The sequence below is a fragment of the Campylobacter sp. RKI_CA19_01122 genome, assembly GCF_025771325.1.
GTDB classification, from domain to species: Bacteria; Campylobacterota; Campylobacteria; order Campylobacterales; family Campylobacteraceae; genus Campylobacter_D; species Campylobacter_D lari_D.
The window spans coordinates 20,178-45,058 of record NZ_JAKMPZ010000010.1; the positions used below are offsets into that span (position 1 = coordinate 20,178).

Annotated in this window: 24 protein-coding genes and 1 pseudogene; 15 read left to right on the forward strand and 10 right to left on the reverse strand. The window is 29.0% G+C overall.

Features of this window, described 5'->3' with window-relative positions:
• Together L8U37_RS06410 and L8U37_RS06415 are read left to right on the forward strand one after the other, a co-directional pair.
• Positions 1-744 (forward strand): alpha/beta fold hydrolase, encoded by a 744-nt coding sequence (locus L8U37_RS06410; RefSeq protein WP_263728850.1) that lies wholly within the window; start codon positions 1-3, stop codon positions 742-744.
• On the forward strand, positions 737-2,137 hold the full coding sequence (locus L8U37_RS06415; RefSeq protein ID WP_263728851.1) for a Mur ligase family protein: 1,401 nt from the start codon (positions 737-739) through the stop codon (positions 2,135-2,137). The genes L8U37_RS06410 and L8U37_RS06415 overlap by 8 nt, the downstream gene beginning before the upstream one ends.
• 14 nt (positions 2,138-2,151) lie before the next feature.
• Here L8U37_RS06415 and flgH read toward each other — a convergent pair whose 3' ends face one another.
• Positions 2,152-2,853, reverse strand: a complete 702-nt coding sequence (gene flgH, locus L8U37_RS06420) for a flagellar basal body L-ring protein FlgH (protein WP_133319229.1) — start codon at positions 2,851-2,853, stop codon at positions 2,152-2,154.
• Between the two features lie 85 nt (positions 2,854-2,938).
• Here flgH and pta point away from each other — a divergent pair, with 85 nt between their 5' ends.
• Together pta and L8U37_RS06430 are read left to right on the forward strand one after the other, a co-directional pair.
• Positions 2,939-4,408 (forward strand): phosphate acetyltransferase, encoded by a 1,470-nt coding sequence (pta, locus tag L8U37_RS06425; protein WP_318529655.1) that lies wholly within the window; start codon positions 2,939-2,941, stop codon positions 4,406-4,408.
• 8 nt (positions 4,409-4,416) lie between these two features.
• Positions 4,417-5,598 carry an acetate kinase gene (locus L8U37_RS06430; protein ID WP_263671581.1) on the forward strand — a complete coding sequence of 394 codons (1,182 nt, stop codon included), beginning with the start codon at positions 4,417-4,419 and terminating at the stop codon, positions 5,596-5,598.
• Between the two features lie 31 nt (positions 5,599-5,629).
• Here the strand turns inward: L8U37_RS06430 and L8U37_RS06435 are convergent, their stop codons facing one another.
• The 9 genes and pseudogenes from L8U37_RS06435 to aspS all read right to left on the reverse strand — a co-directional run bounded on the left by L8U37_RS06435 (position 5,630) and on the right by aspS (position 15,917).
• Positions 5,630-6,400 (reverse strand): MetQ/NlpA family ABC transporter substrate-binding protein, encoded by a 771-nt coding sequence (locus L8U37_RS06435; protein WP_133319226.1) that lies wholly within the window; start codon positions 6,398-6,400, stop codon positions 5,630-5,632.
• Positions 6,401-6,471: 71 nt separating this feature from the next.
• Positions 6,472-7,677, reverse strand: coding sequence for a glycosyltransferase (locus L8U37_RS06440; RefSeq protein WP_263661300.1), 1,206 nt, complete (start codon positions 7,675-7,677; stop codon positions 6,472-6,474).
• Positions 7,678-7,686: 9 nt separating this feature from the next.
• Positions 7,687-8,343 (reverse strand): annotated as a pseudogene (locus L8U37_RS06445) (methionine ABC transporter permease); the annotation flags it as partial.
• A 2-nt stretch (positions 8,344-8,345) separates the two neighbouring features.
• Positions 8,346-9,302 (reverse strand): methionine ABC transporter ATP-binding protein, encoded by a 957-nt coding sequence (locus L8U37_RS06450; protein ID WP_263661301.1) that lies wholly within the window; start codon positions 9,300-9,302, stop codon positions 8,346-8,348.
• A gap of 3 nt (positions 9,303-9,305) precedes the next feature.
• A complete protein-coding gene (locus tag L8U37_RS06455; protein ID WP_263728853.1) occupies positions 9,306-11,918 on the reverse strand; it encodes a valine--tRNA ligase in 2,613 nt (870 codons plus the stop codon).
• Between the two features lie 78 nt (positions 11,919-11,996).
• A complete protein-coding gene (locus L8U37_RS06460; protein WP_263728854.1) occupies positions 11,997-13,031 on the reverse strand; it encodes a hypothetical protein in 1,035 nt (344 codons plus the stop codon).
• A 36-nt stretch (positions 13,032-13,067) separates the two neighbouring features.
• The gene (gene ppa, locus L8U37_RS06465; RefSeq protein ID WP_263664866.1) at positions 13,068-13,586 is read right to left on the reverse strand and encodes an inorganic diphosphatase; all 519 of its coding nucleotides are present in this window, start codon (positions 13,584-13,586) and stop codon (positions 13,068-13,070) included.
• A gap of 10 nt (positions 13,587-13,596) precedes the next feature.
• A complete protein-coding gene (locus L8U37_RS06470) occupies positions 13,597-14,169 on the reverse strand; it encodes an adenylate kinase (protein WP_220566653.1) in 573 nt (190 codons plus the stop codon).
• The gene (aspS, locus tag L8U37_RS06475) at positions 14,166-15,917 is read right to left on the reverse strand and encodes an aspartate--tRNA ligase (protein WP_133319218.1); all 1,752 of its coding nucleotides are present in this window, start codon (positions 15,915-15,917) and stop codon (positions 14,166-14,168) included. Before aspS ends, L8U37_RS06470 begins: the two co-directional genes overlap by 4 nt.
• Before the next feature lie 85 nt (positions 15,918-16,002).
• Between aspS and L8U37_RS06480 the strand changes: the two genes are divergently transcribed.
• The 11 genes from L8U37_RS06480 (at position 16,003) to L8U37_RS06530 (ending at position 24,880) form a co-directional block, all read left to right on the forward strand.
• Positions 16,003-16,833 (forward strand): NAD(+)/NADH kinase, encoded by an 831-nt coding sequence (locus L8U37_RS06480; protein ID WP_263728855.1) that lies wholly within the window; start codon positions 16,003-16,005, stop codon positions 16,831-16,833.
• Positions 16,833-18,347 (forward strand): AAA family ATPase, encoded by a 1,515-nt coding sequence (locus tag L8U37_RS06485; protein ID WP_263728857.1) that lies wholly within the window; start codon positions 16,833-16,835, stop codon positions 18,345-18,347. Before L8U37_RS06480 ends, L8U37_RS06485 begins: the two co-directional genes overlap by 1 nt.
• Positions 18,348-18,414: 67 nt before the next feature.
• On the forward strand, positions 18,415-19,659 hold the full coding sequence (locus L8U37_RS06490) for a diguanylate cyclase (RefSeq protein ID WP_133319215.1): 1,245 nt from the start codon (positions 18,415-18,417) through the stop codon (positions 19,657-19,659).
• The gene (locus tag L8U37_RS06495; RefSeq protein WP_220566657.1) at positions 19,650-20,447 is read left to right on the forward strand and encodes a TatD family hydrolase; all 798 of its coding nucleotides are present in this window, start codon (positions 19,650-19,652) and stop codon (positions 20,445-20,447) included. Before L8U37_RS06490 ends, L8U37_RS06495 begins: the two co-directional genes overlap by 10 nt.
• The gene (locus L8U37_RS06500; RefSeq protein WP_133319213.1) at positions 20,447-21,598 is read left to right on the forward strand and encodes a lytic transglycosylase domain-containing protein; all 1,152 of its coding nucleotides are present in this window, start codon (positions 20,447-20,449) and stop codon (positions 21,596-21,598) included. Before L8U37_RS06495 ends, L8U37_RS06500 begins: the two co-directional genes overlap by 1 nt.
• The gene (locus L8U37_RS06505; RefSeq protein ID WP_133319212.1) at positions 21,534-22,373 is read left to right on the forward strand and encodes a septal ring lytic transglycosylase RlpA family protein; all 840 of its coding nucleotides are present in this window, start codon (positions 21,534-21,536) and stop codon (positions 22,371-22,373) included. The genes L8U37_RS06500 and L8U37_RS06505 overlap by 65 nt, the downstream gene beginning before the upstream one ends.
• Before the next feature lie 4 nt (positions 22,374-22,377).
• Positions 22,378-22,866, forward strand: a complete 489-nt coding sequence (locus L8U37_RS06510) for an HAD hydrolase family protein (protein WP_133319211.1) — start codon at positions 22,378-22,380, stop codon at positions 22,864-22,866.
• The gene (locus tag L8U37_RS06515) at positions 22,857-23,363 is read left to right on the forward strand and encodes a hypothetical protein (protein ID WP_220566660.1); all 507 of its coding nucleotides are present in this window, start codon (positions 22,857-22,859) and stop codon (positions 23,361-23,363) included. The genes L8U37_RS06510 and L8U37_RS06515 overlap by 10 nt, the downstream gene beginning before the upstream one ends.
• Positions 23,345-23,803, forward strand: coding sequence for a lipopolysaccharide transport periplasmic protein LptA (gene lptA, locus L8U37_RS06520; RefSeq protein WP_263662395.1), 459 nt, complete (start codon positions 23,345-23,347; stop codon positions 23,801-23,803). Before L8U37_RS06515 ends, lptA begins: the two co-directional genes overlap by 19 nt.
• A complete protein-coding gene (yihA, locus tag L8U37_RS06525) occupies positions 23,800-24,399 on the forward strand; it encodes a ribosome biogenesis GTP-binding protein YihA/YsxC (RefSeq protein WP_263728858.1) in 600 nt (199 codons plus the stop codon). The genes lptA and yihA overlap by 4 nt, the downstream gene beginning before the upstream one ends.
• A complete protein-coding gene (locus L8U37_RS06530) occupies positions 24,389-24,880 on the forward strand; it encodes a hypothetical protein (RefSeq protein ID WP_133319207.1) in 492 nt (163 codons plus the stop codon). Before yihA ends, L8U37_RS06530 begins: the two co-directional genes overlap by 11 nt.
• The last annotated feature ends 1 nt before the right edge of the window (position 24,881 follow it).

Below are 24,881 nucleotides of genomic sequence, written 5' to 3' on the forward strand. Positions count from 1 at the left end.
ATGGCAAAAACTAGAGTATATTCTAATGGGTATTTTTATAATTTAAGTTATGAAATCATCAATCCAAAATGTGAAAAAACAATTCTTATTTTACATGGTTGGGGTGCTAATAAAGAGCTTATGAAACAAGCTTTTGAAAAGCTTTTGAGTGATTTTAAGCAAATTTATTTAGATTTACCTGGTTTTGGAAATTCAAGTATAGATGCACCTATGGATTCTTATGCTTATGCAAAGGTTGTAGAAGACTTTTTAACTACGATAGAGCAAAAAACAGATTATTTAATGGGGCATTCTTTTGGCGGAAAAGTTGCGACTATTATGTGCCAAAATGCTAATTTTCAAGGTTTGATTTTGCTTTCTAGTGCAGGCGTGGTTTTACCAAAAAGTTTTAAAGTGAAGTTTAAAATAACCTTGTTTAAAATTTTAAAAAATCTCCCTTATGGGGATTTTTGGAGGAAATTTTTTATTAGTAAAGACGCTCAAGGCATGAATGAAGTGATGTATGAAACCTTTAAAAAGGTTGTTAATGAAAATTTAGAAAATGAATTTCAAAAGCTTAAAAATCCTATTTTGATTTTTTGGGGTAATGAAGATAAGGCTACACCTTTAAAAAGCGGAGCAATTATCCATTCTTTAGCACAAAAAGGGAAATTTTTTGCATTAGATGGGGATCATTTTTTCTTTTTAAAACATGCTGATTTTATAAATGAAAAAATACATGAGGAATTTTTAAAAAATGATTAGTATGATAGCTTTTTTAAGTTTGAATTTTTTACTTGGATTTTATCTGATTTTAGCCTTACAATGGTACTCTTATAAATTTTCACGCATATTTTTACACTTTTCCAAACCCTTATGGCATTTGTATTTTTTAATAATTCCTTATTTTGCTTTTGTATTTTCTTTGTATAGTGGAAATTTTTATTTATATTTTATAGTTTTTGCTCTATCTTTACTATATGGTGGATATTTATATAAAAATTTAGATAAAAAGCTAGTTTTTACTGCTAGGATTAAGCGTTATTTTTTATTTTTGTTACTTTTTAGCTTGATTTTTATACCATTTTTTTGGATCGGTTTAGAAGCTTTAGTAGTTACATTTTTATTAAGCTTTTTTGTGGAAAAAATTAATCAGAAAAGTTTTATAAAAAAAGCAAGTAAAAAGATTTGTGATAATCCAAATTTAAAAATTATTCTAATAACTGCAAGTTTTGGAAAAACAAGTATAAAAAATTTTTTATACGAACTTTTAAAAGATGAGTTTAAGTGCTATAAGACTCCAAGAAGTGTTAATACTTTTATGGGTATAGTAAAAGATATCAATGAAAATTTGGAAAATAATACTGAAATTTATATCGTAGAAGCTGGCGCAAGAGAGCAAAATGATATTTTAGAAATTACAGAGTTTTTAAATCCTCAAATTTGCATAGTAGGTGAGATTGGTTTGGCGCATTTGGAATATTTTAAAACTCAAGATAATATCCGCAAAGCTAAGTTGCAAGCTTTAAAATCCAAGCGTTTAGAAAAATACTTTTTACACTCAAGCACCTTATATGAAAATGAATTTTATGATGAGTATTTAAGTGATGTTAGGGCAAGTTTGGAAGGATTGGATTTTAAAATAAGATTAGATGATAATATTTATGACTTTCATGCAAATTTACTAGGTGCTTTTAATGCTTATAATATTAGTGTGTGTATTTTGCTTGCACATTATTTAGGAATTAAAATAGAAAATATTACAAAAAGCGTATTGAATTTAAAGGCAGTAGAACATCGCTTGCAAGTGATTTCTAAAGAGCCTAAATTTATCATAGATGATGGCTTTAATGGAAATTTTAAGGGTATGAGTCAAAGCTATGAGCTTTGTAAAAGCTATCAAGGAAGAAGAGTTTTAGTAACTCCTGGTATAGTTGAAGTTAATGAAGAAGAAAATATAAAATTATGTAAAATTATTAATGAATGTTTTGATTTTGTGATTATTACTTCAGAGACTAATAGCGTGATTTTACAAAAACATATCACATTAGATTTTTATGTATTGAAAGAAAAATCTCAACTTGTGCAAACTTTATCAAGATTAACTCAAAATGGGGATTTGATTTTATTTTCCAATGATGCACCAAGTTTTATGTAAAACCATTTAGCTTATTAAAAAGGCCAAATGGTCTCCATAAATTTTGTCCCCCAAGGCTTGCGTGTAGATTTGTCTATATCGCCTTCAGTTTTATAAAGAATTTTTGCATCAGCTATATATTTACTATCTATCATATTATCTTGAGAAATATCATAAGGTCTTATAACCCCGCTTAGTTGAATGATTTGTTTTTCTCCATTGATTAAAAGCTCACGACTTCCTTCTATAAAATAATTTCCATTAGATAAAACCTTAATTACTCTAGCAGAAATTGTAGTTTGGAAATTTTCACTTCTAGTTTGGCTTCCTGTGCCTTGATATTGTGAAGTACTTGCTGTGGTATAGCCTATATTTGTATAGTCATTAACAAAATCTCTAACTTTGCTAAGTCCGGCACCTGTAGTTATTTGTCCACCACCTAAATTTACATTGTTGTTTTTGCTTGTAGATTTAGAGCCTTGTGAATTTTGTGTAGCATTTTCTCTAATGACTACGGTTACCAAGTCATTTACATTCATTGCTTTTTTATCAGAAAATAAAGGGTTATCTCCTTTACCAAACAGCGATCCAGGATTGCTTTGAGTATTATGATTTTGCTTAGGAGCTAGTTCTTCTACATAAGTAGGTGGTTTCATATTAATATGTGGATCAACTGTGGCACTACAGCCAAACATTACAAAAGGTAACAAGTAAAAATTAACATTTTTAAATTTCATAGCTTTATAACCTTATATTATTATGATGAATTTTAAAATAATTATATTATAAAAAACAATTATTTTGTTAAATAAAGAGGAAAAAATGAAATCTATGTTTTTATTAAACTGCATCGATGAAAAATTTTTGCAGCAGTGTTTAGAAAAGGTACGAGGTAAAATAGCTTTTTACTTTCCTGTTTTTTGTGAAAAAAATAAAGAAAAAATTACTTCATTTTGCACAAAAAGAAATCTTAAAATAGATTTTTTTAGTAGTTTTGAAAAAAATGAGTATCAAGGTAAATTCACTCAAAATTTAAATGATTTTTTTAAAAAAATTATTGAAGATTTTGAGAAAACAAAAAAAGAAAATGATTTTACTATAGTAGTTGGAGTAGATGATTTTGGCTTGATGGGGGATTTAAATTTGAATATAGCCTTAGCTAAAGAGCTAAACACTCCATTGTATGCAAAAAGTCAAGATGAAAATCATACTATGTTAAATTTTTTACTAAGCCAAAAGCTTAGCGACTTTGTTTTGTTAAAAGAAAATGAAGATTTTACTCAAGATTTATTACAAGAATATACTTATAAAACTCAGGCAAGATTTTCTTATGAGCTTTTTGAAAAAGCAAAAGCAGATAAAAAAATAGTAGTTTTACCTGAAAGTTTTGATGAAAGAGTATTAAAAGCTAGTGAATTTTTGATACAAAATGAAATTGTTGATTTGATTTTGCTAGGTGATAGCAATGAAATTTGTGCGAAAGCCAATAGTTTAAATATCAATATCGATGGTGTGCGTATTATAAATCCTAAAAATTCTCAATATAATGAAGAATTTGAAGAGCTTTTATATGAAGCTAGAAAAAGCAAAGGCATGAGTAAAGAAGAAGCTAAAAAACTCGTGCAAGATAAAACTTATTTTGCGACTTTACTTGTGCATACTCAAAAAGCCCATGCTATGGTAAGTGGTGCAAGTACAACTACTGCTGAAACTATTCGTCCTGCTTTGCAAATTATCAAAACAAAACCTGATGTGAGTTTGGTTTCTGGTATGTTTTTTATGTCTTTAGAAGATAAGGTTTTGGTTTTTGCTGATTGTGCTGTTATGCCAAATCCAACCCCTGAACAACTTGCTGAAATTGCTTATGTGAGTGCAAATAGTGCTAAAGCTTTTGGACTTGAACCTAAAGTGGCTTTACTTTCATATTCTAGTGGAGATAGTGGGAGTGGGGCTAGCGTGGATGCAATTAAAGAAGCTACTAAAATAGCTAAAGAAAAATATCCTCAACTTGAGCTAGAAGGTCCTATACAATTTGATGCAGCATATGATATGCTAACAGCAAAAAGTAAAATGCCAAATTCTAAAGTAGCAGGAAAGGCAAATGTATATGTGTTTCCTGATTTAAATGCGGCAAATATTTGCTATAAAGCAGTGCAAAGAACAGCAAATTCTTTAGCTATTGGCCCGATTTTACAAGGTCTTAAAAAGCCAATTAATGATTTAAGTAGAGGTTGCTTGGTGGAAGATATTGTTAATACTGTGATTTTAAGTGCTATTCAAGCACAAGAATAAGGAGAAAAATGAAAATATTAGTTTTAAATTCAGGTTCATCTTCAATTAAATTTAAGCTTTTTGAAAAAGATGAAGCCCTAGCATCTGGTTTAGTGGAAAAAATAGGCGAGCAAAGCTCTAAAATAGAACTAAAAGATCTAAAAAGTGGTCAAAAATACCAAAAAGAATTAGCAATTAAAGATCATGAGCAAGGTATTGAATTAGTAAATGAATTATTTGCTCAAAGTGGAATTTTACATGATTTAAATGAGCTTGATGGGTGTGGACATAGGATAGTTCATGGAGGTCCAAATTTAACTAAACATTGTTTAGTAGATGATGAAATTTTAAAAGAAATTGATAGGGTTTCTCATATAGCACCTTTACATAATCCTGCACATTTAATAGGTATTAAAACTATGATAAAAGCAGCTCCAAAAGTTCCCAATGTGACAGTTTTTGACACAGCTTTTCATCAAAGCATGCCTGATTATGCTTATATGTATGCTTTGCCTTATGAGTTTTATGAAAAACACCAAGTTAGAAAATACGGCTTTCACGGTACTTCACATTCTTATGTAAGTAAACAAGCTGCACATATACTTGGTAAAAATATTAATGAATTTAATGCAATTAGCGCTCACCTTGGAAATGGTGCGAGTGTTTGTGCTATAGAAAATGGAAAATGCGTAGATACTTCTATGGGTTTTACTCCACTAGAAGGTTTGATTATGGGAACTAGATGTGGTGATATTGATCCTGCTGTATTGCCATTTTTAGCAAAAGAATTAAATTTAAATCCATCTGATTTAGATACTATAATGAATAAAAAAAGTGGTGTTTATGGAATTTGTGGGTTTAATGATTTTAGAGATATTGAAGCGCAAATTGAAGAAAATAACGAAAAAGCAAGACTTGCTCTTGATATGTTTTGTTATCGTTTGAGTAAATATATTGGCTCATATTTTGCGATTTTACCTAGAGTAGATGCGTTGATTTTTACAGCTGGTATTGGAGAAAATGATAATATTGTTAGAGCAAAAGTTTGTCAAAGACTAGCACATTTGGGATTTGATATAGATTTAGATAAAAATACACAACTTAGAAATGGTGAGATTAGTAAAAAAGACTCTAAAATTAAAATTTTAATTGTTCCAACAGAAGAAGAATTAGAAATAGCTAAAATTACCACAGAACTTATTAAAAAATAAATAACCTTGAGTTTTAAACTCAAGGTTTGTTTTAAAATGCAGGAACTACGGCACCTTGGTATTTTTCATTGATAAAATCTTTTACTTTTTGACTTTGCAAAGCCTTTATTAAAGCTTTGATTTTAGGATTATCTTTATTATCTTGGGTAGTTACTAAGATATTTGCATAAGGACTTTCTTTGCTTTCTATTAAAATAGAATCTTTTACAGGATTTAAATTTGCCGATAAAGCATAGTTTGAATTAATCACTGCAAAATCAACATCATCTAAAGCTCTTGGAAGTTGTGCTGCTTTTAACTCTTTAAATTTGATATTTTTTGGATTATCTTTAATATCAAGTGGAGTTTTTAATGCGATATTTTTAAAACTAACTAGTTTAGTACTAGCGATAATATCTAAAGCTCTGCTTTCATTTGTCGGATCATTTGGTACAGCTATAGTAGCATTTTGTGGAAGATCTTGGATATTTTTATATTTTTTAGAATAAACAGCCATTGGTTCGATGTGAACTTTTGCAACGCTAATTAATTTTGTGCCTTTATTGGCATTAAACTCATCCAAATAAGGTTGGTGTTGGAAGAAATTCGCATCAAGTTCTTTACTATCTGTACTAAGATTTGGTAAAACATAGTCATTAAATTCTTTAATTTCTAATGTGTAACCTTCTTTTTTTAATAAATCTTTAGTTTGTTCTAAAATTTCAGCATGAGGCACAGGTGTTGCACCTACAGTGATAACTTCATTAGCAAATAAACTTGCACCTAAAATTGTGCTTACAGCGAGCAATTTTAACAATTTCATATTAACTCCTTTTTATAGTTTTTTAAAATGTTTGATTATATTGTAAAAATATTAATAAGATGAGAAAAGTTTTATTTTTGTTTGTTTTTATATTCTTTAGAAAAGCATTTAAGTTCTTTTATAAATTTTATATAACCACCTTTATACCAACTTTTTTGAGCATTAATAAGGGCTTTTCCAATTTTATAAGAATAAGTATTTTGATTTTTAATACCTTCGCTTTTGTAATCATCATAGCTTGATAAAGGTGGAAGTTTAAGGTAAGGTTTTGTTTTCAAATCTTTTTGGTATTGTTTAGCTAGTTTTGTGTGTTTGTAATAAATCTTTAGTAGAGTAAAAGGTAAAAAAGGAATTTTTTTCTTATTCTTAGCACACTCTATAAAGGCATAACCTAGTTTGTATGATAAATGATATCTTGTGCGTTGGATGGATTGCTTGTTGTCTTTGTGAAAAGAGCCTATATATTTACTTCCTCCAAGTTTTAACCATTTTTCATAATATTCTTGCCATTTAGGCCATGTTTGATTGCAAAATTTACTATTCCAAAAACGACTGTTGGTGCCACAAGCATGAACTATAGAAGCATTTTGTGTAAGATTTGTAAGATAATGAGTACTTCCCGTGTATTTGTCTTTTAAATCTTTGACTTTAAAGTGATTTTCATAAACCATTAAGGAAAAAATTCCTTGATCTTGCCAATTTTTAGTATTTTGTGAAAGATAATTATAAATGAATTGATAACACTGTAAAGGATTTGGTATAAGATCGTTAAAGACTAAAATTCCTGTTTGATATACACGCTTATTAAGATATTTTTTTTCTAAAGGCAGTGCTGTGTGAATTAATGTTTTACCTAATCTTGCACCAAAATGATATTTTCTAGCTCTTAATTTACTAAGTTCATCTATACTTTTTAAAAGTAAAACATCAAAATCAAGATAGATAATACTTTCGCATTCATCTAAAAACTTAAAAGCTTCAAATCTTGCAAAAGCCATATGCGTCCATCTTTTTAAGAAAAATAAATTATTAATATCGTTTTGATTTTTATCAAGAGTGGTTAAAAAATCTTCTTGGGTAAAAAGAATAAATTTAATTGTTTTGTTTTTAACAATTTTTTGCATGATATTTTGATCATTCAAGCTAAAACCATCATGTAAAATGTAAAACACATCTACCTTTTCACCCATAACATCCATGATATTAATGAGCAAGGTTCCTATGGTAAAGCTTGAATTTTTAGTCGCTGCTAGTAAGATACCAAGTTTATGTTTCATTGTTTATCTTTTGGTGATTTTATAAAGAATATTTCCTATAAATTGTATGATTTGAACTAAAACAATTAAAACCACAACAGTTTGAATCATAATATCAGTTCTAAAACGCTCATAACCATAGCGAATAGCCACATCACCTAAACCACCACCACCAACAGTTCCTGCCATAGCAGAAAAACCAATAACAATAATCAAAATTAAAGTAATACCATTAATAATACTTGGTAAAGCCTCGCTAAACATAACTTTAAAGATAATTTGTGCTTTACTAGCTCCATAAGATCTTGCTGCTTCAATGATAGCAGGATCAATTTCTTTAAAAGCACTTTCAATCATTTTGGCCAAATAAGGCGCAATTCCTATGGTAAGTGGTACTATGGTAGCAGTTGTTCCTATGCTAATACCAATGAGATATTTTGTAAAAGGACTTAAAACTACAATAAGTACTAAAAATGGAAAAGATCTTAAAATATTGATAATAAAATCAAGCACACTGTAAATGCTTTTATTTTCCCATAAGCCACCTTTATCAGTAACAGTAAGCACAATTGCAGGGATAAGCGCGATTAAAAAGGCTAAAAAAGTGGCTGTAAAACTCATATAAAGAGTTTCTAGTAATGCCGGATAAAGTATATTTTCAAAATTTCTTAAAATTGTTTCTAAGTTCATTACACAAGCTCCCAAATAACGCCATTTTCTTGTAAATAATTTAAAACTCTTTCTTGATCTTTAGCTTCTATATTGATCACCAAATTTCCTAAAGCATTGTTGTTTAATTTTTCTATCTTACCCCAAACTATATTAAAATCAATATTTAAACTTCTAGCCATATGAGTAATAATGCTTTGGTTTGCTTTTTCTTTGCAAAAGTATAAGCGCACATTAACTCCATTTAGTGGTAAAAAATCACTTTCCCCTAGAAATTCACGCATTTTTTCACTTGGTTTTAAGAATAAATCTTCGATTTTCCCTTGACCTATGATTTGTCCATGCTCTAGCAATACAGCCTTTTGTGCTATTTGTTTTACTGCCTCCATTTCATGAGTTACTAATACTACACTGATGTTAAATTCTTGATTGATTTTGGCAATAAGTTCTAAAATATTATTTGTAGTATTTGGATCAAGCGCAGAAGTAGCTTCATCACTTAGTAAAATTTTAGGATTTAAAGCAAGGGCTCTAGCTATGGCTACTCTTTGTTTTTGCCCACCACTTAGCTCATTTGGATAAGCTTTGCTTTTAGCTAAAAGTCCCACAAGATCTAAAAGTTCATTAACTCTTTTTTGAATTGTGCTTTTGTCAAAATTATGAATTTCTAAAGGCATAGCTACATTTTCAAATACATTTTTTCTACTCATAAGTGCAAAATGCTGAAAAATCATCCCTATATCTTTTCTAAATACTCTTAACTCTTTTTCTTTTAAAGTAGCTATTTCTTTACCAAAAACTTCCACACTACCGCTTTGATAATTTTCTAAACCATTAATACATCTTAGTAAAGTTGATTTTCCTGCCCCGCTGTGTCCAACAAGAGCATAAATTTCTCCTTCTTTAACTTCTAAAGAAACATCATTTATAACTAATTCTTTGCCATAATATTTTTTAAGATTTTGTATTTTTATCACTTATTAGCCTTCTAAATTAGAAATTTCATCATTGATTTTTTCAAGTTGAGCTTTAATATTTTCAAGTTGAGTTTTATTTTGCTCAACGACTGCAGTAGGTGCATTAGAGATAAATTTTTCATTTTTCATCATAGCATCTAGCTTGTTAAATTCTTTTTCAAGTTTTGTTTTTTGACTATTAAGTCTATTTAAAACACCGCTTAAATCAAGATCTTGAGTTGGTATAAATACTTCTAAATTCTCGCTTACATCTCTAATGGATTTTTCTAAATTTGTATTGATAAACTCGATGTTTTCACATTTTGCAAGTGTTGAGATGAAATTAGTGTAATTTTTTAACTCAGCCATTAAATTCTCATCGTTTAATTTTATACAAGCTTTTTGAATTTTTGCATTTGCAAGTTCTACTAGGGTTTTTGCACGGCGTAAACTCACTATACTTTCTATAATGATATTGAATAATTTTTCTATTTTTTCATTTCTAGAATTAAATTTAGGATATTTTGAAATCATTATAGAATCATGAGTTTGGATAGAAGTTTTACTTAACTCATGGTATAAATACTCACTAATAAATGGCATAAAAGGATTTAAAAGTTTTAATGCTTCTTTAAAAATACTTCCAAGTTCTTTTATGCTTGATTTTTCAGCCTTGCTAAGCTCAATCCCCCAATCACAAAATTCATCCCAGAAAAATCTATACAAAGTATTTGCCGCATCATTAAAACGGTAGTTGTCTAAATTTTCTCTTGTTTCTTTTACGCATACTTCAAAACGAGATAGCATGTATTTTGCCAAGTTAGTTTGAATTTTGCTTTTATCTAAATCTTCAAATTTTTCTTCATTTAAGAGTAAAAATTTACTTGCATTATAAAGCTTGTTGGTAAAATTTCTAACTTGTATGAGTTTGTCATTGCTTAACTTTATATCTCTACCTTGGATAGCTAAAAGAGCAAGAGTAAAACGCAAGATATCAGCACTATATTCATCCACGCTTTGCACAGGATCAATGACATTACCTAAAGACTTACTCATTTTTCTACCTTGTTCATCTTTAACCAAAGCATGCAAATATATATCTTTAAAAGGAAGTTCACCTAAGGCATTAGTGCTTTGAAACATCATTCTAGCAACCCAGAAAAACAAAATATCAAAACCAGTGATTAATAAAGAATTTGGATAAAAATCTTTTAAATCATCTTCATGCCAAAGTGTATTTTTACCCCAGTCTTTATTACCCCAACCTAAAGTACTCATAGCCCAAAGACCTGAAGAAAACCAAGTATCTAAAACATCAGGATCTTGTTTGAAATTAGTGCTTTGGCATTTTGGGCATTGGCTTGGAGTTTCTTCGCTTGCCCATTCATGAGAGCATTCACAGTAATACACAGGAATTTGATGACCCCACCAAAGTTGTCTTGAAATACACCAATCTTTTAAATCTCTCATCCAAGCATTAAAACTATTAATCCAATGTGCAGGGTAGAATTTGCTTCCACCAAGATTAACTTTTTCTATACTTTCTTTTGCGATTTCATTTTTTACAAACCATTGTTTAGAAATATATGGCTCAACCACATTTTTACAACGATAGCAATATCCTACTTGATTAGTATAATCTTCTATTTTTTCAACAAAACCTTTTTCTTGTAATTCTTTTATAATAATATCTCTTGCTTTTAATCTTTCTAAGCCTTTAAAATGCAAGCAATGTTCATTTAAAATACCTTTTTCATCAAAGATGGTAATAAATTCAAGTTTATGTCTTAAGCCTACTTCATAGTCATTATGATCATGTGCTGGGGTTACTTTCACAAAGCCTGTACCAAATTCCATATCCACATGCTCATCAGTAATAATAGGAATTTTTCTATCTATTAAAGGTAAAATGACATTTTTGCCTATTAAGTGTTTAAATCTTTCATCGTTTGGATTAACCATCACAGCACTATCGCCAAAATAAGTTTCTGGTCTTGTGGTAGCTACTATGATGTATTCTTGAGAATTTTCTAAGAAATATTTTAAATAATATAATTTTCCTTTATTTTCTTTGTGTTCTACTTCTATATCGCTTAATGCTCCATCATGAGTGCACCAATTTACCATGTAATTTCCACGCACGATAAGCTTTTTATCATAAAGATCCACAAAGGCTTTTTTTACTGCATTTACCAAACCCTCATCCATAGTAAAACGCAAACGACTCCAAGCAGGAGTGATACCCAAAATTCGCATTTGCTTAACTATGGTACCACCGCTTTGCTCTTTCCATTCCCATACCTTTTTTATAAATTCTTCTCTACCGAGTTCTTCTTTTTTAATGCCTTGAGCTAAAAGTTGTTTTTCTACAACATTTTGTGTTGCAATCCCTGCATGATCAAGTCCTGGCTGATAAAGAGTTTTGTAACCATCCATTCTTTTATAACGCGTTGTGATATCTTGTAGAGTACAAGTTAGAGCATGACCTATATGCAAAACACCTGTTACATTAGGTGGTGGCATCATAATACAAAAGTTTTTACCTTTTTCTTGAATTTTTTCATTACCATTGATTTCAAAATATCCGCGTTCTTCGCAAATTTTATAATATTCTTTTTCTAGTGATTTATCATACATAATTGCTACCTTGAGAATGAAAATAAATTGTTATGTTAGCTTAAAATTGTTAAAGAAGTTTTGAAATTTAGAAATTAGTTATAAAAAGCTAATTTCTACTTTACGATTATTTTGTCTTTGAGAATCAGACTTATCTTTAGCAGGATAGGTGTCTTTTCCCAAAGATTCTATTTCTATAACCTCAGTAAAACTAAAGAAATGTTTAGCCACATTCATTGCTCTATTTAATCCTATCATATAGTTTGCAAAAGTGCTACCTCTATCGTCTGCATAACCTTGAATTTTAACTCTTTTGAGTATATCTTCTCTTGCTAGATTTTGATTGATTTTTTCAAGTAGATTTTCATTGCTGTATTCACTATATCCATTTCTTTCAAATAAAAATTTTAAATCAGAAATTTTAACATCTACATAATTGTATTTTTTCTTATTTTTAGCAAAAACAATATCTTTATTATATATGCTTAATTTCATATTGTCATTTGAAAGCATATCGATAAAAATAGTTAAATTGTAATCTTGAGAATTAATTTTAACAGGATTAATCATTTCTTTTAACATATCAACCCTATAATCACTTAAACTTTTTCCATCCAATACATAAACTTTAACAAAATCATTACTTAATCTTGGTTCATATCTGCTAGTTTTGCCTTTTGCAATGTATTCTTGCATAGTATTTTTATATTTTGTTGTTTTTTCTTTTTTTATGCTTGTTTGTTTGTTGTTTTCAACGAGAACTTTTTGTTCTTCTTGGGCTACTTTAGGAGTAATAGTTTCATTTTTAGAAACTTCAGCTATATTTGTTTGGGTTGTTGGCGCGACTTCTTGAGTGCTTGTATTTTCATCTATAATAGGATTATTTTGTGCCGAAATTTCTTCTTTTAAAGACTCTGGATTTATTTGTTGTGATGGATAATAAGTATTATCACTTATATTATTTCTTTCTTGATTGTATTGAGTACTTGGCGGAGTGTAGCTTTGATAAGAACTACTTTTTTTATAATCATATACATAAGTATTTGAATCATCTTCAAAATACCACATATAAAAACCAATACTAGCGCCTATTAGCACCACAAAAGCTATACTAAAAGCAATAATACTTTTCATTTTTTATCCTTTGTGAAGTCCTCAAAAGGACTTTGATTATTTATAATTTTTAATAGAATTTTCTAAAATTTCACTTGCTTTTTCAATACCTGCAAATTCTTTTACTTTTACCCATTTGTTTGGCTCAAGCATTTTATATGTTTCAAAGAAATTTTTGATTTTATCTAGGCTTGCTTTTGGTAAATCATCTAAACATTTAATATTACCATATCTTGGATCTATTTTACTTACAGGAACAGCAAGTAATTTTTCATCCATACCGCTTTCATCTTCCATTAATAATACCCCTATTAAACGACAAGGAATCACAGCTCCTGCTTGGATAGGGTATTCATTTAATACTAAAATATCAATAGGATCGCCATCATCTGCAAGAGTATTTGGTATAAAACCATAGTTTGCTGGATAAAACATAGCTGAATACATCACGCGATCAACCATGATGGCTCCGCTTTCTTTGTCAAGTTCGTATTTAATGTTTGATCCATAAGGAATTTCAATAACCGCATTAAGTTTATTTGGTACTTCTCCAACTTTGATTTTGCTAATATCCATTTTTTATCCTTTATTTTAATAAATCATTGATTAAATTTTTCATATCAGCTACGATAGCTTCAATACTTCTTTCACCATTGATTACATGGTGGATATTTTCTTTAGTATAAAAATTTGTTATTTCTTCTAAAGGTTCTAAATAAACTTTCATTCTATTATTAAAAACTTCTTCGTTATCATCAGCACCTCTAGCACGCCCTAAAACTCTTTCTCTAGCAACTTCTTCGCTAACTTTAACTTCTATCACACCTTTTAAAATTACTTCACTTTGATTTTTTAATACCTTATCAAACTCAAGCATTTGTTCAACACTTCTTGGATAACCATCTATTAATATAGTATTAGTTGGTGCATTTTTTAAAGCAGTGATGATAGTATTAACTACCACTTCCAAAGGAACCAAATTTCCTTTAGAAATAAAACTATCAATAGTCTTTCCAAGTTCGCTTCCACTAGCCACTTCTGCTCTTAGCAAATCACCTGTAGAATAATGAGTAATGCTCGCATCATCTGTAGCTATGATGCTTGCATCGGTTGTTTTACCACTACCTGGTGCACCTATGATTAAAAATAATTGTTTCATTTAGTATTCTCCCTTAATCTTATACCTAGTTCTCTCATTTGTTCATTGCTTACTTCGCTTGGAGCTTGAGTCATAAGACATTGCGCTCTTTGTGTTTTAGGAAATGCTATAACTTCTCTAATACTTGAAGATTTTGTTAAAAGCATGATAAGTCTATCAAGGCCTATTGCTATACCACCATGTGGTGGTGCTCCAAAACTTAATGCATCAAGTAAGAAGCCAAATTTCTTTCTTTGTTCTTCTTCATCAATATTTAAAAGCTTAAATACTTTTTGTTGGATAGGACTTTTGTGAATTCTTATACTACCGCCACCTAATTCTACACCATTTAACACTACATCATGTGCAATAGAATTAATTTCTTCTAAGTCTTGCTCATCAATATTTTTTGGCATAGTAAATGGATGGTGCATTGCAGAATAGCTTCCATCATCATTTTGCTCAAACATAGGAAAATCAATAACCCACAAGAATTCTAATTTATCCTCATCGATAATTTTCATTTCATCAGCAAGGAATAATCTAAATCTGCCCATATAATCAAGCACAGTTTTTTTAATCCCTGCACCAAAAAATACTACATCACCAACTTCTAATTCACATCTTTGGATTAAAGCATTTAAGTCCTCTTCGCTAAAGAATTTACAAAGTGGGCCTTTAGGACCATCTTCTTTCATTTGTATAAATGCAAGCCCTGCTGCTCCAAATTTACGCACAAATTCTTCAAATCTTTGCATTTGGCGTTTAGAAAAAATCGTATCGCCTTTTGGAACTCTTAAAGCTTTAATACGATTTTTCTTCGTGTCTTTTGCGATATTTGCAAAAATTTCATTATTTGATTTTGCAAAAATATCAATCACATCAATAAATTTCATATCAAATCTTAAATCAGGCTTATCAGAGCCATAATTTTCCATAGCTTCTTTGTAACTCATTTGCCTAAAAGGTATGCTAATTTCTTTTCCGCAAGCTTTGAAAATATCTTTAAGTAAATTTTCTGCCATGGCTATGATATCTTTTTGCTCGCAAAAACTCATTTCTATGTCTATTTGAGTAAATTCAGGTTGGCGATCTGCTCTTAAATCCTCATCTCTAAAACATTTTGCAATTTGAAAATATCTATCAAATCCTGAACACATTAAAAGTTGTTTGAAAAGTTGAGGGCTTTGAGGTAGGGCATAAAATTCACCTTGATGTACGCGTGATGGTACTAAATAATCCCTTGCGCCTTCTGGGGTAGCTTTGGTTAAAATAGGGGTTTCAACCTCTAAAAATCCCATTTTTGCTAAAGAATTTCTTGTTGCTATACAAGCAGTTGATCTTAGAGCAAAATTATCATAAAGTTTTTTGCTTCTTAAATCTAAAAATCTATATTTCAATCTTAATTCTTCATTAACGCTTTCATCGCCTATTGCAAAAGGAACTACAGCGCTTTCATTTTCAATAGTAAGTTTATTTATAACAACTTCTATTTCTCCGGTTTTTAATTTTGGATTTACAAGTCCTTCACCACGTGGACGAATTTTTCCTTGTGCTATTAAAACATATTCATTTCTTACTGATGAAGCTATATTATGTGCTTCTTGATTATCTGCTGGATCACATACTAATTGTATAAGTCCGCTACGATCTCTAAGATCGATAAAAATTACACCTCCATGATCACGGTAAGAATTTACCCAACCACATAATGTTACTTCCTCGCCAACATTTTGTATGTTAAGCTCTGTATTATAATGAGTTCTCAAAATTTTTCCTTAGCTTAATTTTGTTCAATTTTGTTATTATAGTATTTTATTCTTTTGCTTAGCTAAGTTTTGTTATAATTTTTTTATGAAAAAATGTATAAATATAGAAAAAATTCAAAAAGTAGGCTTATTTTGCAGGTTAAATACAAATTTAAATGAGCAAATTGCTTTTTTAAAAACAATTTTTTTGCAAAAAAATATAGAGCTTGTGCTATTAGATCAGAAAAAAAATAATCTTAAAGATTTACAGAAATTAGATTTTTTAATTTCTCTAGGTGGGGACGGCACGCTTTTGTCTTTATGTAGGCAAGCTTATCAAGCAAAAAAGCCCATTTTAGGGATAAATGCAGGAAATTTAGGTTTTTTAACTGCTTTTTCTTTTAATGAAGTAGAAAGTTTTTTTAAAGATTTTTTTAAAAATGATTTTAAAATAGAAAAAGCTAAAATGCTTCAAATAACGCTTTGTAAAAAGAATAAAATCATTAAAAAATTTGCTTTTAATGACGCGGTTTTTTCTCGTGATAATGCTTTAATGGCAAATGTGGAAGTTTTTTTTGAAAATAAACTTTTTAATGCTTATTATGGAGATGGTTTAATCATAGCTAGTTCAAGTGGTTCAACTGCTTATAATATTAGTGCAGGTGGACCTATAGTACATCCTTGGAGTGAAATTTTTGTTCTAACTCCGGTTTGTTCTCATTCTCTAACTCAAAGGCCTATTGTTTTGCCTTATGGTTTTGAGCTTGAATTAAAAGTTGAGCATTGTTTGCTGTATTTAGATGGGCAAGAAGTGGTTGATCCTAAAGAATATGATAGAATTCTTATAGGGCTTAGCAAGAAAGAACTTAGTTTTATACATAAAAAAGATAGAGATTATTTCCAAGTTTTAAAAGAAAAGTTAAATTGGGGTAAGTGATGATAGAAAGTATTTTAATCAAAGAAAATTTAGGTTTTAAACAAGCAAAATTAGACTTAGAAGTGGGGCTTACTGTCTTTACTGGTTTAAGTGGTGCTGGAAAGTCTGTGCTTTTTAAGGCTATTTTAGCAGCATTTGCTTTAAGTGAGAGCGAAGCTAAAATGGTGGAAGTTTTATTAAATGATGAGCTTGAATTAGATGAGTTTGGCATTGAAAATGAAGAATTAAATGTATTTAAACTTTTAAAAGATAAAAGCTCGCGTTATTTTGTCAATAATCAACTTATTTCAAAAAAGAATTTAGCCTTACTTTCTAAGAAATTTGTAAAATATCTTTCAGCTAAGGAAAATAATGAGTTTTCAAATGAAAGATTTTTAAACTTACTTGATTTTATGCAATCAAAAGAGGATAAGAAATTTAAAGATTTTTTAAATGAATATAAAAATATTTATAAAGAATATATAGAAAATAAAATTAAATTAGAAAAAATTCAAGAAGAAGAAAAAAAGGTAGAAGAATTAAAAGAATTTACAAGCTTTGAAATACAAAAAATCCAAAGTATTAACCCAAAAATAGGCGAATTTGATGAGTTGATGAGTTTAAAAAAAAGGCTTTCTAAAAAAGACAAAATTGATGCAGCTTGGAATAGGGCAAGCAAAATTTTTGAATTAGAATCAGCAGTGATTGAAGCTTTGCAAATTAGTGATGTTGATAGTTCATTTTTTTCAGAGTGTTTAAATGAACTAAGGGTGGTGTGGGAAAATCAAAGTTTTGATGATTTTGATTTTGATATAGAAGAAGTGCTTAATAGGATAGAAAAACTTTCTTCTTTGATTTCAAAATATGGAAGTATAGAAGAAGCTTTAGAAGCTTTAGAGAAGAAAAAAGCAGAATTAGCTCATTATGAAAATTTAAGTTTTGAAAAAAAAGAATTAGAAGAGAAAGTGCAAAACACTAAAATACTTTTAGATGAGAAAAGCCAAAAATTAAGCACTTTGCGCAAAAAAAGATTAAAAGAGCTTGAAAAATTACTTAATTTTTATCTTGAAAAACTTTATATGAAAGAGATTAAATTAGAGCTTAAAGATTGTGCTTTGAGTATTTTAGGTAAAGATGAAGTGAATTTAAATATAAATGAAGCTAGTTTGAAAAATTTAAGCTCAGGTGAGATAAATCGTTTAAGACTTTCTTTTATCGCAACTGAATGTAATGTTACTAATAAAGCTAGTGGGATAATATTTTTAGATGAAATTGATGCAAATTTAAGTGGTAAAGAAGCAATGAGTATAGCTGAAGTTTTAAAAGAGCTTGCTAAGTTTTATCAAATTTTTGCAATTTCACACTTACCACAGCTTTCATCAAAAGCAAGCAATCACTTCCTAGTAGAAAAAATAGGAAATGAAAGTAGGGTAAGAAAGATAGAAAAAGAAGAAAGAGTAAAAGAACTTGCTAGAATGGTAAGCGGGGAAAATATTACCCAAGAAGCTTTAGAATTTACTAGAACTTTGCTTTAAAAACAAAAAGTAAATTTCAATATGATATAATTAGTTTTTTAAAATTATTTAAAGAGAGTGTTTTACCATGGAAGAAAAAATTTTAATCATTGATGATAATAAGATGCTAACTAAACTTTTAGCAAAAAAAGTAGAAAATACTTTAGGATTAAAGGTAGATGTTGCTTTTGATATGAATAGTGCAAAAGATTTATTGAAAAATGATTATTTTATGGCTTTTGTAGATCTTTGTTTACCAGATGCTCCTAATGGTGAAGTGGTTGATGTAGTTTTAGAAAAAAATATCCCCGCTATTGTTCTTACAGGAAGTAATGACGGACAAACTCGTAAAAAATTTATGGAAAAAGATATTATTAATTATATTCAAAAAGAAAGCGAAGATTGTATTAATGAAATGTTAAATTCTATTAGAATGCTTCAAAAAAATAATAAAACTAAGATAATTTTAGCAATTGCAAATGTAACTTTACGCGCAGAAATGAAGAAAAACTTAAACAATCAGCTTTTTAATGTTTTAGCAGCAGCTCATGGGGAAGAGGCACTAAGCTATTTAAGCGATCATCCTGATACAAAATTAGTAATTTGTGATGCTACTATGCCGGTAATTAATGGGGAAGATTTACTTGTAGAAATTCGCTCAAAATATTCTAAAATAGAACTTGGTGTGATTATGGTTGGGGATAAAGATGATGCATTAGAAGCAAGAGCTTTTAGAAAAGGTGTGAATGATTATGTGATTAGACCTTTCCAAAAAGAATCACTTAATTGTAGAGTAAATAATTGTTTAGATTATATGCAAAAATGTGTTTTGCTAGATGAGTATAGTTTGGGTAAAGATTTATTAACAGGACTTGATGATTATGCTACTTTTGAAAAAAGATTTTTAGATTATTTAGAAGATATACAAGAAAATGAAGAAATGGCGTTGGCTTTGATTGATATTGATAATCTTGCAACAATTAATTATGAATTAAGTTATGATTGCGGTGATGGAGTGATAAAACATACAGCCGAAAAGATTAAAGATCAAATTCGTGGTATGGATTTAGCTACTAGAATTGAAGATGGTAAATTCTACATTGCTTTAAAAAATATAAGCAATAAAGAGGCTTTAAAAGCTTTTTCAAATATAAGAGTTAATATTTCCAAAGAAAGCGTTTTAATAGCTTTAGACGAGGTTGATTATAGCATCTCTGTGGGGGTTGCTTTTGGTAGTAAAGGAAGCCAAATGCAAGATTTGCTCAATAACGCACAAAAGGCATTAGATTTAGCTAAGGCTAATGGAAAAAATAGGGTAGAGGTATGTTTTTAGATTGTGATTTTAGCGAAAAAATCATAGATACTCATTGTCATCTAGATAGTCAAGCTTATTTTGGATATTTAGATGAGATGTTAACGCATGCATTTGAAAATGGTGTAGATAAAATCATTATACCAGGTGCAGATATAAAAGATCTACCAAGAGCAAGAGAGATAGCACATACTTATGATAATGTGTATTTTTCTTGTGGGGTGCATCCTTATGATATAGATGATTTTGATTTAGAAGTTTTAAAAGAATTTATAGATGATAAAAAATGTATCGCAGTGGGTGAGTGTGGGCTTGATTATTATCGTTTAAATACTAATGATGATACTATCAAAACAAGACAAAAAGAAGTTTTTATAGCTCAAATACAACTAGCTATTGAATATAAAAAGCCATTGATTGTGCATGTGCGTGAAGCTAATGAAGACAGCTTTAATATTCTAAAAACATACTCAAAAGAATTACAAGGCGGTGTTTTGCATTGCTTTAATGCAAGCGAGCTTTTACTTCAACTAGCAGATGAAGGATTTTATTTTGGTATAGGCGGGGTTTTAACTTTTAAAAATGCAAAAAAATTAGTGGAAATTTTACCTAAAATTCCAAAAGATAAACTTGTTTTGGAAACAGATGGGCCTTATTTAACTCCAGAACCACATCGTGGTAAAGTAAATGATCCTATTTTAACGCATTTTGTAGCACAAAAAATATCTGATCTTTTAAAATTATCTAAAGTTGAAGTAGTAAAACTTACGAATTTAAATGCTAATCGTTTGTTTTTTCAAGGTTTATAATGAAAAAAAACTTTATATTTTTTATATTAGTATTATTATGTTTAAATGCTAAAGCCTTGCAGGTAACTCCTGAATATTATACTCAGCAAGCTCAAATTCTAAGAAATTTAGACATAGAAGCAAGCTATCTTAGTGATATGTTATTTTTAGAATTTAAAGAATCTTCTTTAAATATGCATTCTAAAACTTTAGTTGATACTATGAGAGAATTTTATAAAATCACTCCAATTATCCGTAAAATTTTAGAAAAAGAAAATATTCCTCAAGAATTTTTATATTTGGCAATTGTAGAATCTGGTTTAAAAATTCATAGTGTTTCTAGAACTAAAGCAGTAGGTGTTTGGCAGTTTATGAAGCCAACAGCACAAACTTTAGGTTTAAGAATAGATCCTTATGTTGATGAGAGAAGAGATTTAGTCAAATCAACTTATGCAGCCATTGCTTATTTAAAGCAATTAAAAGAGCAGTTTGGAAAATGGTATTTAGCAATTTTAGCTTATAATTGTGGTGATGGTAAATTACGCCAAGCTATAAAAAAAGCAAAAAGTGATGATTTAAGAATCTTGCTTGATCCTGATAAAAAATATTTACCATTGGAAACTAGAATTTTTATTAGAAAAATTCTTACTATGGCATTTTTGGCTAATAATAATGATTTTTTGATTTCACAAGATAGTGCTTTGCTTAATTATGCTCTATCGAGTGAAGTTAAAAAAATACCTGTTCCGCCAAGTGTTTCTTTAAGAGAGCTTGCTAAAGTGGCTAAGATGTCTTATAATGAATTTAAGCGTTATAATCCACATTTTAATTATGACTTTACTCCGCCTGATAAAAAAGATTATTATATGTATATTCCTTTAAGCAAAAGTGTGGCTGTAGAAAATGCATTAGAGAATGTAAAGCTAGCTAAAGTGGATACAACTATCCCACATACAAAAATTTATATAGTAAAAAAGGGTGATAGCCTTTATACTATTGCAAAAAAACATAAAATTAGTGTTGAAAGCATTAAAGAATATAATAAAATCAAAGGAAACTTGATTAATATTAATCAAAAACTTGTGTTAAAAATTAAGGAGAATAACAATGCAAAAATCAAAACTACTCAAAAATTACCAAAAAACTCTCATACAAAAGTCGTTAGTCGTTAGTTGTGTAGGGGTTTTATTTAGTGCTTGTAGTATGGTGCCTATTAGCACACCTACTGTGTATTATCCAGAAAGAGATTTTAAAAGTATAAAGCATAATAATACAGGCTTAAAAGGCACTATGAAACCTTATACTATTAATGGTAAAACATATTATCCAACCGTAGTAGAAGTAGGTGAGACTGCTGATGGTATAGCTAGTTGGTATGGACCGGGCTTTCATGGTAAAAAAACTTCCAATGGTGAAACTTATGATCAACATGCTTATACAGCAGCTCATAAAACTTTACCTATGAATACTATAGTAAAGGTAACTAATTTAAAAAATCATCGTCAAACTACCGTAAGAATAAATGATAGAGGACCTTTTGTAGCAGGTAGGATTATAGATTTATCTAATATGGCCGCAAGAGATATTGATATGATTCAAGCAGGAACGGCTCCTGTAAGACTTGAAGTAATTGGTTTTGGAACAAGTGCAAATTCAGGTTCAGTGCATACTAATTCTAATTTAGGTAGCAGTGGGGAGATTGCTGATAGTGGCCATATTTTCCAAGGTGGAGCTTTTATGGTGCAAATTGGGGCATTTAGAAATAAAAGTGGCGCAGAGTTAATAGCAAGTAGATATAAAAATTATAATTCTTATACTTCAACAATACAAACAAGTGCTAAAGATGGTTTACATAGAGTATTTTTAAAAGGCTTTAGAAGTGAGCAAGAAGCAAGGGATTTTGTTGATGGTGGTTCTTTTCCTGGTGCGTTTATAGTAAGAGAGTAAAATTATGATAGAACTTATTTTTTTAGATGTAGATGGTTGTCTAACAGATGGTAAAATCATCTACACACAAAATTATGGTGAAATTAAAGAGTTTAATGTAAAAGATGGTGCAGCAATTGAGGCTTGGCAAAAGCTTGGCAAAAAAGTTGCTATTATTACAGGCAGGACTAGCGAATGTGTGTATTTTAGAGCTAGAGATTTAAAAATTGATCTAGTATATCAAGGTATTAGTGATAAATTAACTTGTGCTAAAGAAATTTTAGAAAAATTAAATTTAGACTTTTCTCAATGTGCTGCTATTGGGGATTATTATAATGATATGAGTTTACTTGAAGCAGTTGCTTATAGTTTTAAGCCAAAAGATGCGCATAAGGCTTTAAAAACTGATAAAGTTTTAAACAGAAAAGGTGGTAATGGAGCAGTGAGTGAGATGATAGAAATTTTAATTGAACATAATAATATGCAAGCTCAATGGGATAAACTTTGGCGATAAAAATTTTTGCTATATTAATGAGTTTATTTGCCTTTGTTATGGTGATTTTAAGTACTCAAGATCCTTATTTGTTTGCAATAAAACCGCAAAAGGTAGATGTGGCAAATATGCAAGCTTTTGATGTGCTTGATTATGAGCTTAATACATCTGTTACAAAAGCTAGTTATCAAGCAAGTCGTTGGGTAAAATACCAAGATAAAGATATTTTTGATGATTTTAAAGTGCAAGCACTTGATTATAATTTAAGTTCGGATTTATTAGTAAGAAATGATGAAAAATCTATTTTAGAAGGTAATGTAAGTTATTTTGATCAAAATCAAACTTCTATTTTTACTCAAAAAGCAATTTATGATATGAAAAATAAAATTTTATTTTCCAATGAAAAATTTAAGGCATATATAGGGTTGAATGAGGTTTTTGGGGATAATTTTTTATATGATGTAAATCAAAAAGAATTAAAAATTCAAGGAATAAAAGCATGGTTTTTAGAGCAATAATTTTTTTGTGTTTGTTAAATTTATTTGCATTTAGTGCTCAAAAAATAGAAGTTTATGCTAAAGATTTTTATTTGGATGAGAAAAATGAAACGAGCATATTAACCGGTGATGTGGAAGTAAAAAAAGGTAAAGATATTTTAAATTCGCAAAAATTAGTCATTTATATGAAAAATAAACAACCCATTAAGTATATAGCTACTAAAGATGCTAAATTTAAAATTATGATGAAAGATAAGATTTATCATGGAAGTGGTGATGAGTTTGTTTATAATGTAGCTAAAGATACATATGAAATTAATGGTAATGCAAAAATTATAGAAGTGCAGTCAAAAAAAGAGCTTATAGGTGATAAAATCATAGTAGATAGAAAAAATATGACTTATAGAGTAGTTAGTAATGATAAAAAACCTGCTAAATTTGTATTTGAAGTAAAAGAATGATATTAAATGCTAAATTTTTAACTTCTGCTTCTAAAATAAATGAAGCTCCACAGCCTATATATACCGAAATTGCATTTTTAGGCCGCTCTAATGTAGGAAAAAGTTCTTTGATTAATACTCTTTGTAAGAATAAAAATTTAGCAAAAAGTTCTTCAACTCCGGGCAAAACCCAACTCATTAATTTTTTTGAAGTTGATTATAAAAAAGATGAGGATAAATTTAAATTGATGTTTATTGATTTACCTGGTTTTGGCTATGCTAAAGTGAGCAAAAAAACTAAGGCTATTTGGAATAAAAATTTAGATGAGTTTTTAAAAGAGCGTAGTTCTATCAAACTTTTTATTCATCTAATAGATTCAAGACATGAAAATTTAGATATTGATGCAAATTTGGATTTGTATTTAGATTCTTTTATTAGAGCTGATCAAAAAAAAATAATAGTTTATACAAAAGCAGATAAGCTCAATCAAAGTCAAAAAGCAAAAATTTTAAATGTAAATAAAAATGCCATTTTAGTTTCAAATTTGAAAAAAAGTGGTATTGATAAATTAGAACAAAAAATTATTTTAGAGAGCTTAGGTTTTAATGAGGAGTAGAAATTTAGTAAAAAATAGATTTGATTTTTCTTATTTATTTTTTTATTTATCTTTGATTTTTTATCAAGTGCTAAGCTCTGTTTATTATTGGATGCCTCCTTTGTTTGGCGTGTTTTTTTGTTATATGATAGTGCTTTTAAAAGAAAAAGAAAGAACTCTTAATAAGCTTGATTTTAGATGGTATTTTTCTTTGTTTTATCTTTTATTAATTGATATTATCCATGGATTTTATCTTTTTAGTTCTTGGATAGCTTTTTTTGTTTTTTATCATCTTTTTGTTGATTGGTTTAAAAGTAAATTAAAACTAGGCCATTATTTACTCGTTATATTTACCTTTTGTGCTTATATTTTTATCTATCTTTTTGATGTATTTTTGGCGTATTTAGATAATAGTCAAATTTTAAAATTTGGTATTGAATATCTATGGTTTTTTGTCGTTGAAGCTTTGATTTCTTTTGTTATTTTTAAAGGGAAAATCTAAT

What these genes read in the sequence shown, in the direction of transcription:
- L8U37_RS06410 (WP_263728850.1), top strand. Translation starts at nt 1, where the DNA reads ATGGCAAAAACTAGAGTATATTCTAATGGGTATTTTTATAATTTAAGT.
- L8U37_RS06435 (WP_133319226.1), bottom strand. Translation starts at nt 6,400, where the DNA reads ATGAAATTGTTAAAATTGCTCGCTGTAAGCACAATTTTAGGTGCAAGT.
- L8U37_RS06455 (WP_263728853.1), bottom strand. Translation starts at nt 11,918, where the DNA reads ATGTATGATAAATCACTAGAAAAAGAATATTATAAAATTTGCGAAGAA.
- L8U37_RS06430 (WP_263671581.1), top strand. Translation starts at nt 4,417, where the DNA reads ATGAAAATATTAGTTTTAAATTCAGGTTCATCTTCAATTAAATTTAAG.
- L8U37_RS06480 (WP_263728855.1), top strand. Translation starts at nt 16,003, where the DNA reads ATGAAAAAATGTATAAATATAGAAAAAATTCAAAAAGTAGGCTTATTT.
- L8U37_RS06460 (WP_263728854.1), bottom strand. Translation starts at nt 13,031, where the DNA reads ATGAAAAGTATTATTGCTTTTAGTATAGCTTTTGTGGTGCTAATAGGC.
- L8U37_RS06440 (WP_263661300.1), bottom strand. Translation starts at nt 7,677, where the DNA reads ATGAAACATAAACTTGGTATCTTACTAGCAGCGACTAAAAATTCAAGC.
- ppa (WP_263664866.1), bottom strand. Translation starts at nt 13,586, where the DNA reads ATGGATATTAGCAAAATCAAAGTTGGAGAAGTACCAAATAAACTTAAT.
- L8U37_RS06505 (WP_133319212.1), top strand. Translation starts at nt 21,534, where the DNA reads ATGCAAAAATCAAAACTACTCAAAAATTACCAAAAAACTCTCATACAA.
- L8U37_RS06510 (WP_133319211.1), top strand. Translation starts at nt 22,378, where the DNA reads ATGATAGAACTTATTTTTTTAGATGTAGATGGTTGTCTAACAGATGGT.
- L8U37_RS06495 (WP_220566657.1), top strand. Translation starts at nt 19,650, where the DNA reads ATGTTTTTAGATTGTGATTTTAGCGAAAAAATCATAGATACTCATTGT.
- flgH (WP_133319229.1), bottom strand. Translation starts at nt 2,853, where the DNA reads ATGAAATTTAAAAATGTTAATTTTTACTTGTTACCTTTTGTAATGTTT.
- L8U37_RS06500 (WP_133319213.1), top strand. Translation starts at nt 20,447, where the DNA reads ATGAAAAAAAACTTTATATTTTTTATATTAGTATTATTATGTTTAAAT.
- L8U37_RS06530 (WP_133319207.1), top strand. Translation starts at nt 24,389, where the DNA reads ATGAGGAGTAGAAATTTAGTAAAAAATAGATTTGATTTTTCTTATTTA.
- L8U37_RS06415 (WP_263728851.1), top strand. Translation starts at nt 737, where the DNA reads ATGATTAGTATGATAGCTTTTTTAAGTTTGAATTTTTTACTTGGATTT.
- L8U37_RS06490 (WP_133319215.1), top strand. Translation starts at nt 18,415, where the DNA reads ATGGAAGAAAAAATTTTAATCATTGATGATAATAAGATGCTAACTAAA.
- L8U37_RS06470 (WP_220566653.1), bottom strand. Translation starts at nt 14,169, where the DNA reads ATGAAACAATTATTTTTAATCATAGGTGCACCAGGTAGTGGTAAAACA.
- pta (WP_318529655.1), top strand. Translation starts at nt 2,939, where the DNA reads ATGAAATCTATGTTTTTATTAAACTGCATCGATGAAAAATTTTTGCAG.
- lptA (WP_263662395.1), top strand. Translation starts at nt 23,345, where the DNA reads ATGGTTTTTAGAGCAATAATTTTTTTGTGTTTGTTAAATTTATTTGCA.
- yihA (WP_263728858.1), top strand. Translation starts at nt 23,800, where the DNA reads ATGATATTAAATGCTAAATTTTTAACTTCTGCTTCTAAAATAAATGAA.
- L8U37_RS06485 (WP_263728857.1), top strand. Translation starts at nt 16,833, where the DNA reads ATGATAGAAAGTATTTTAATCAAAGAAAATTTAGGTTTTAAACAAGCA.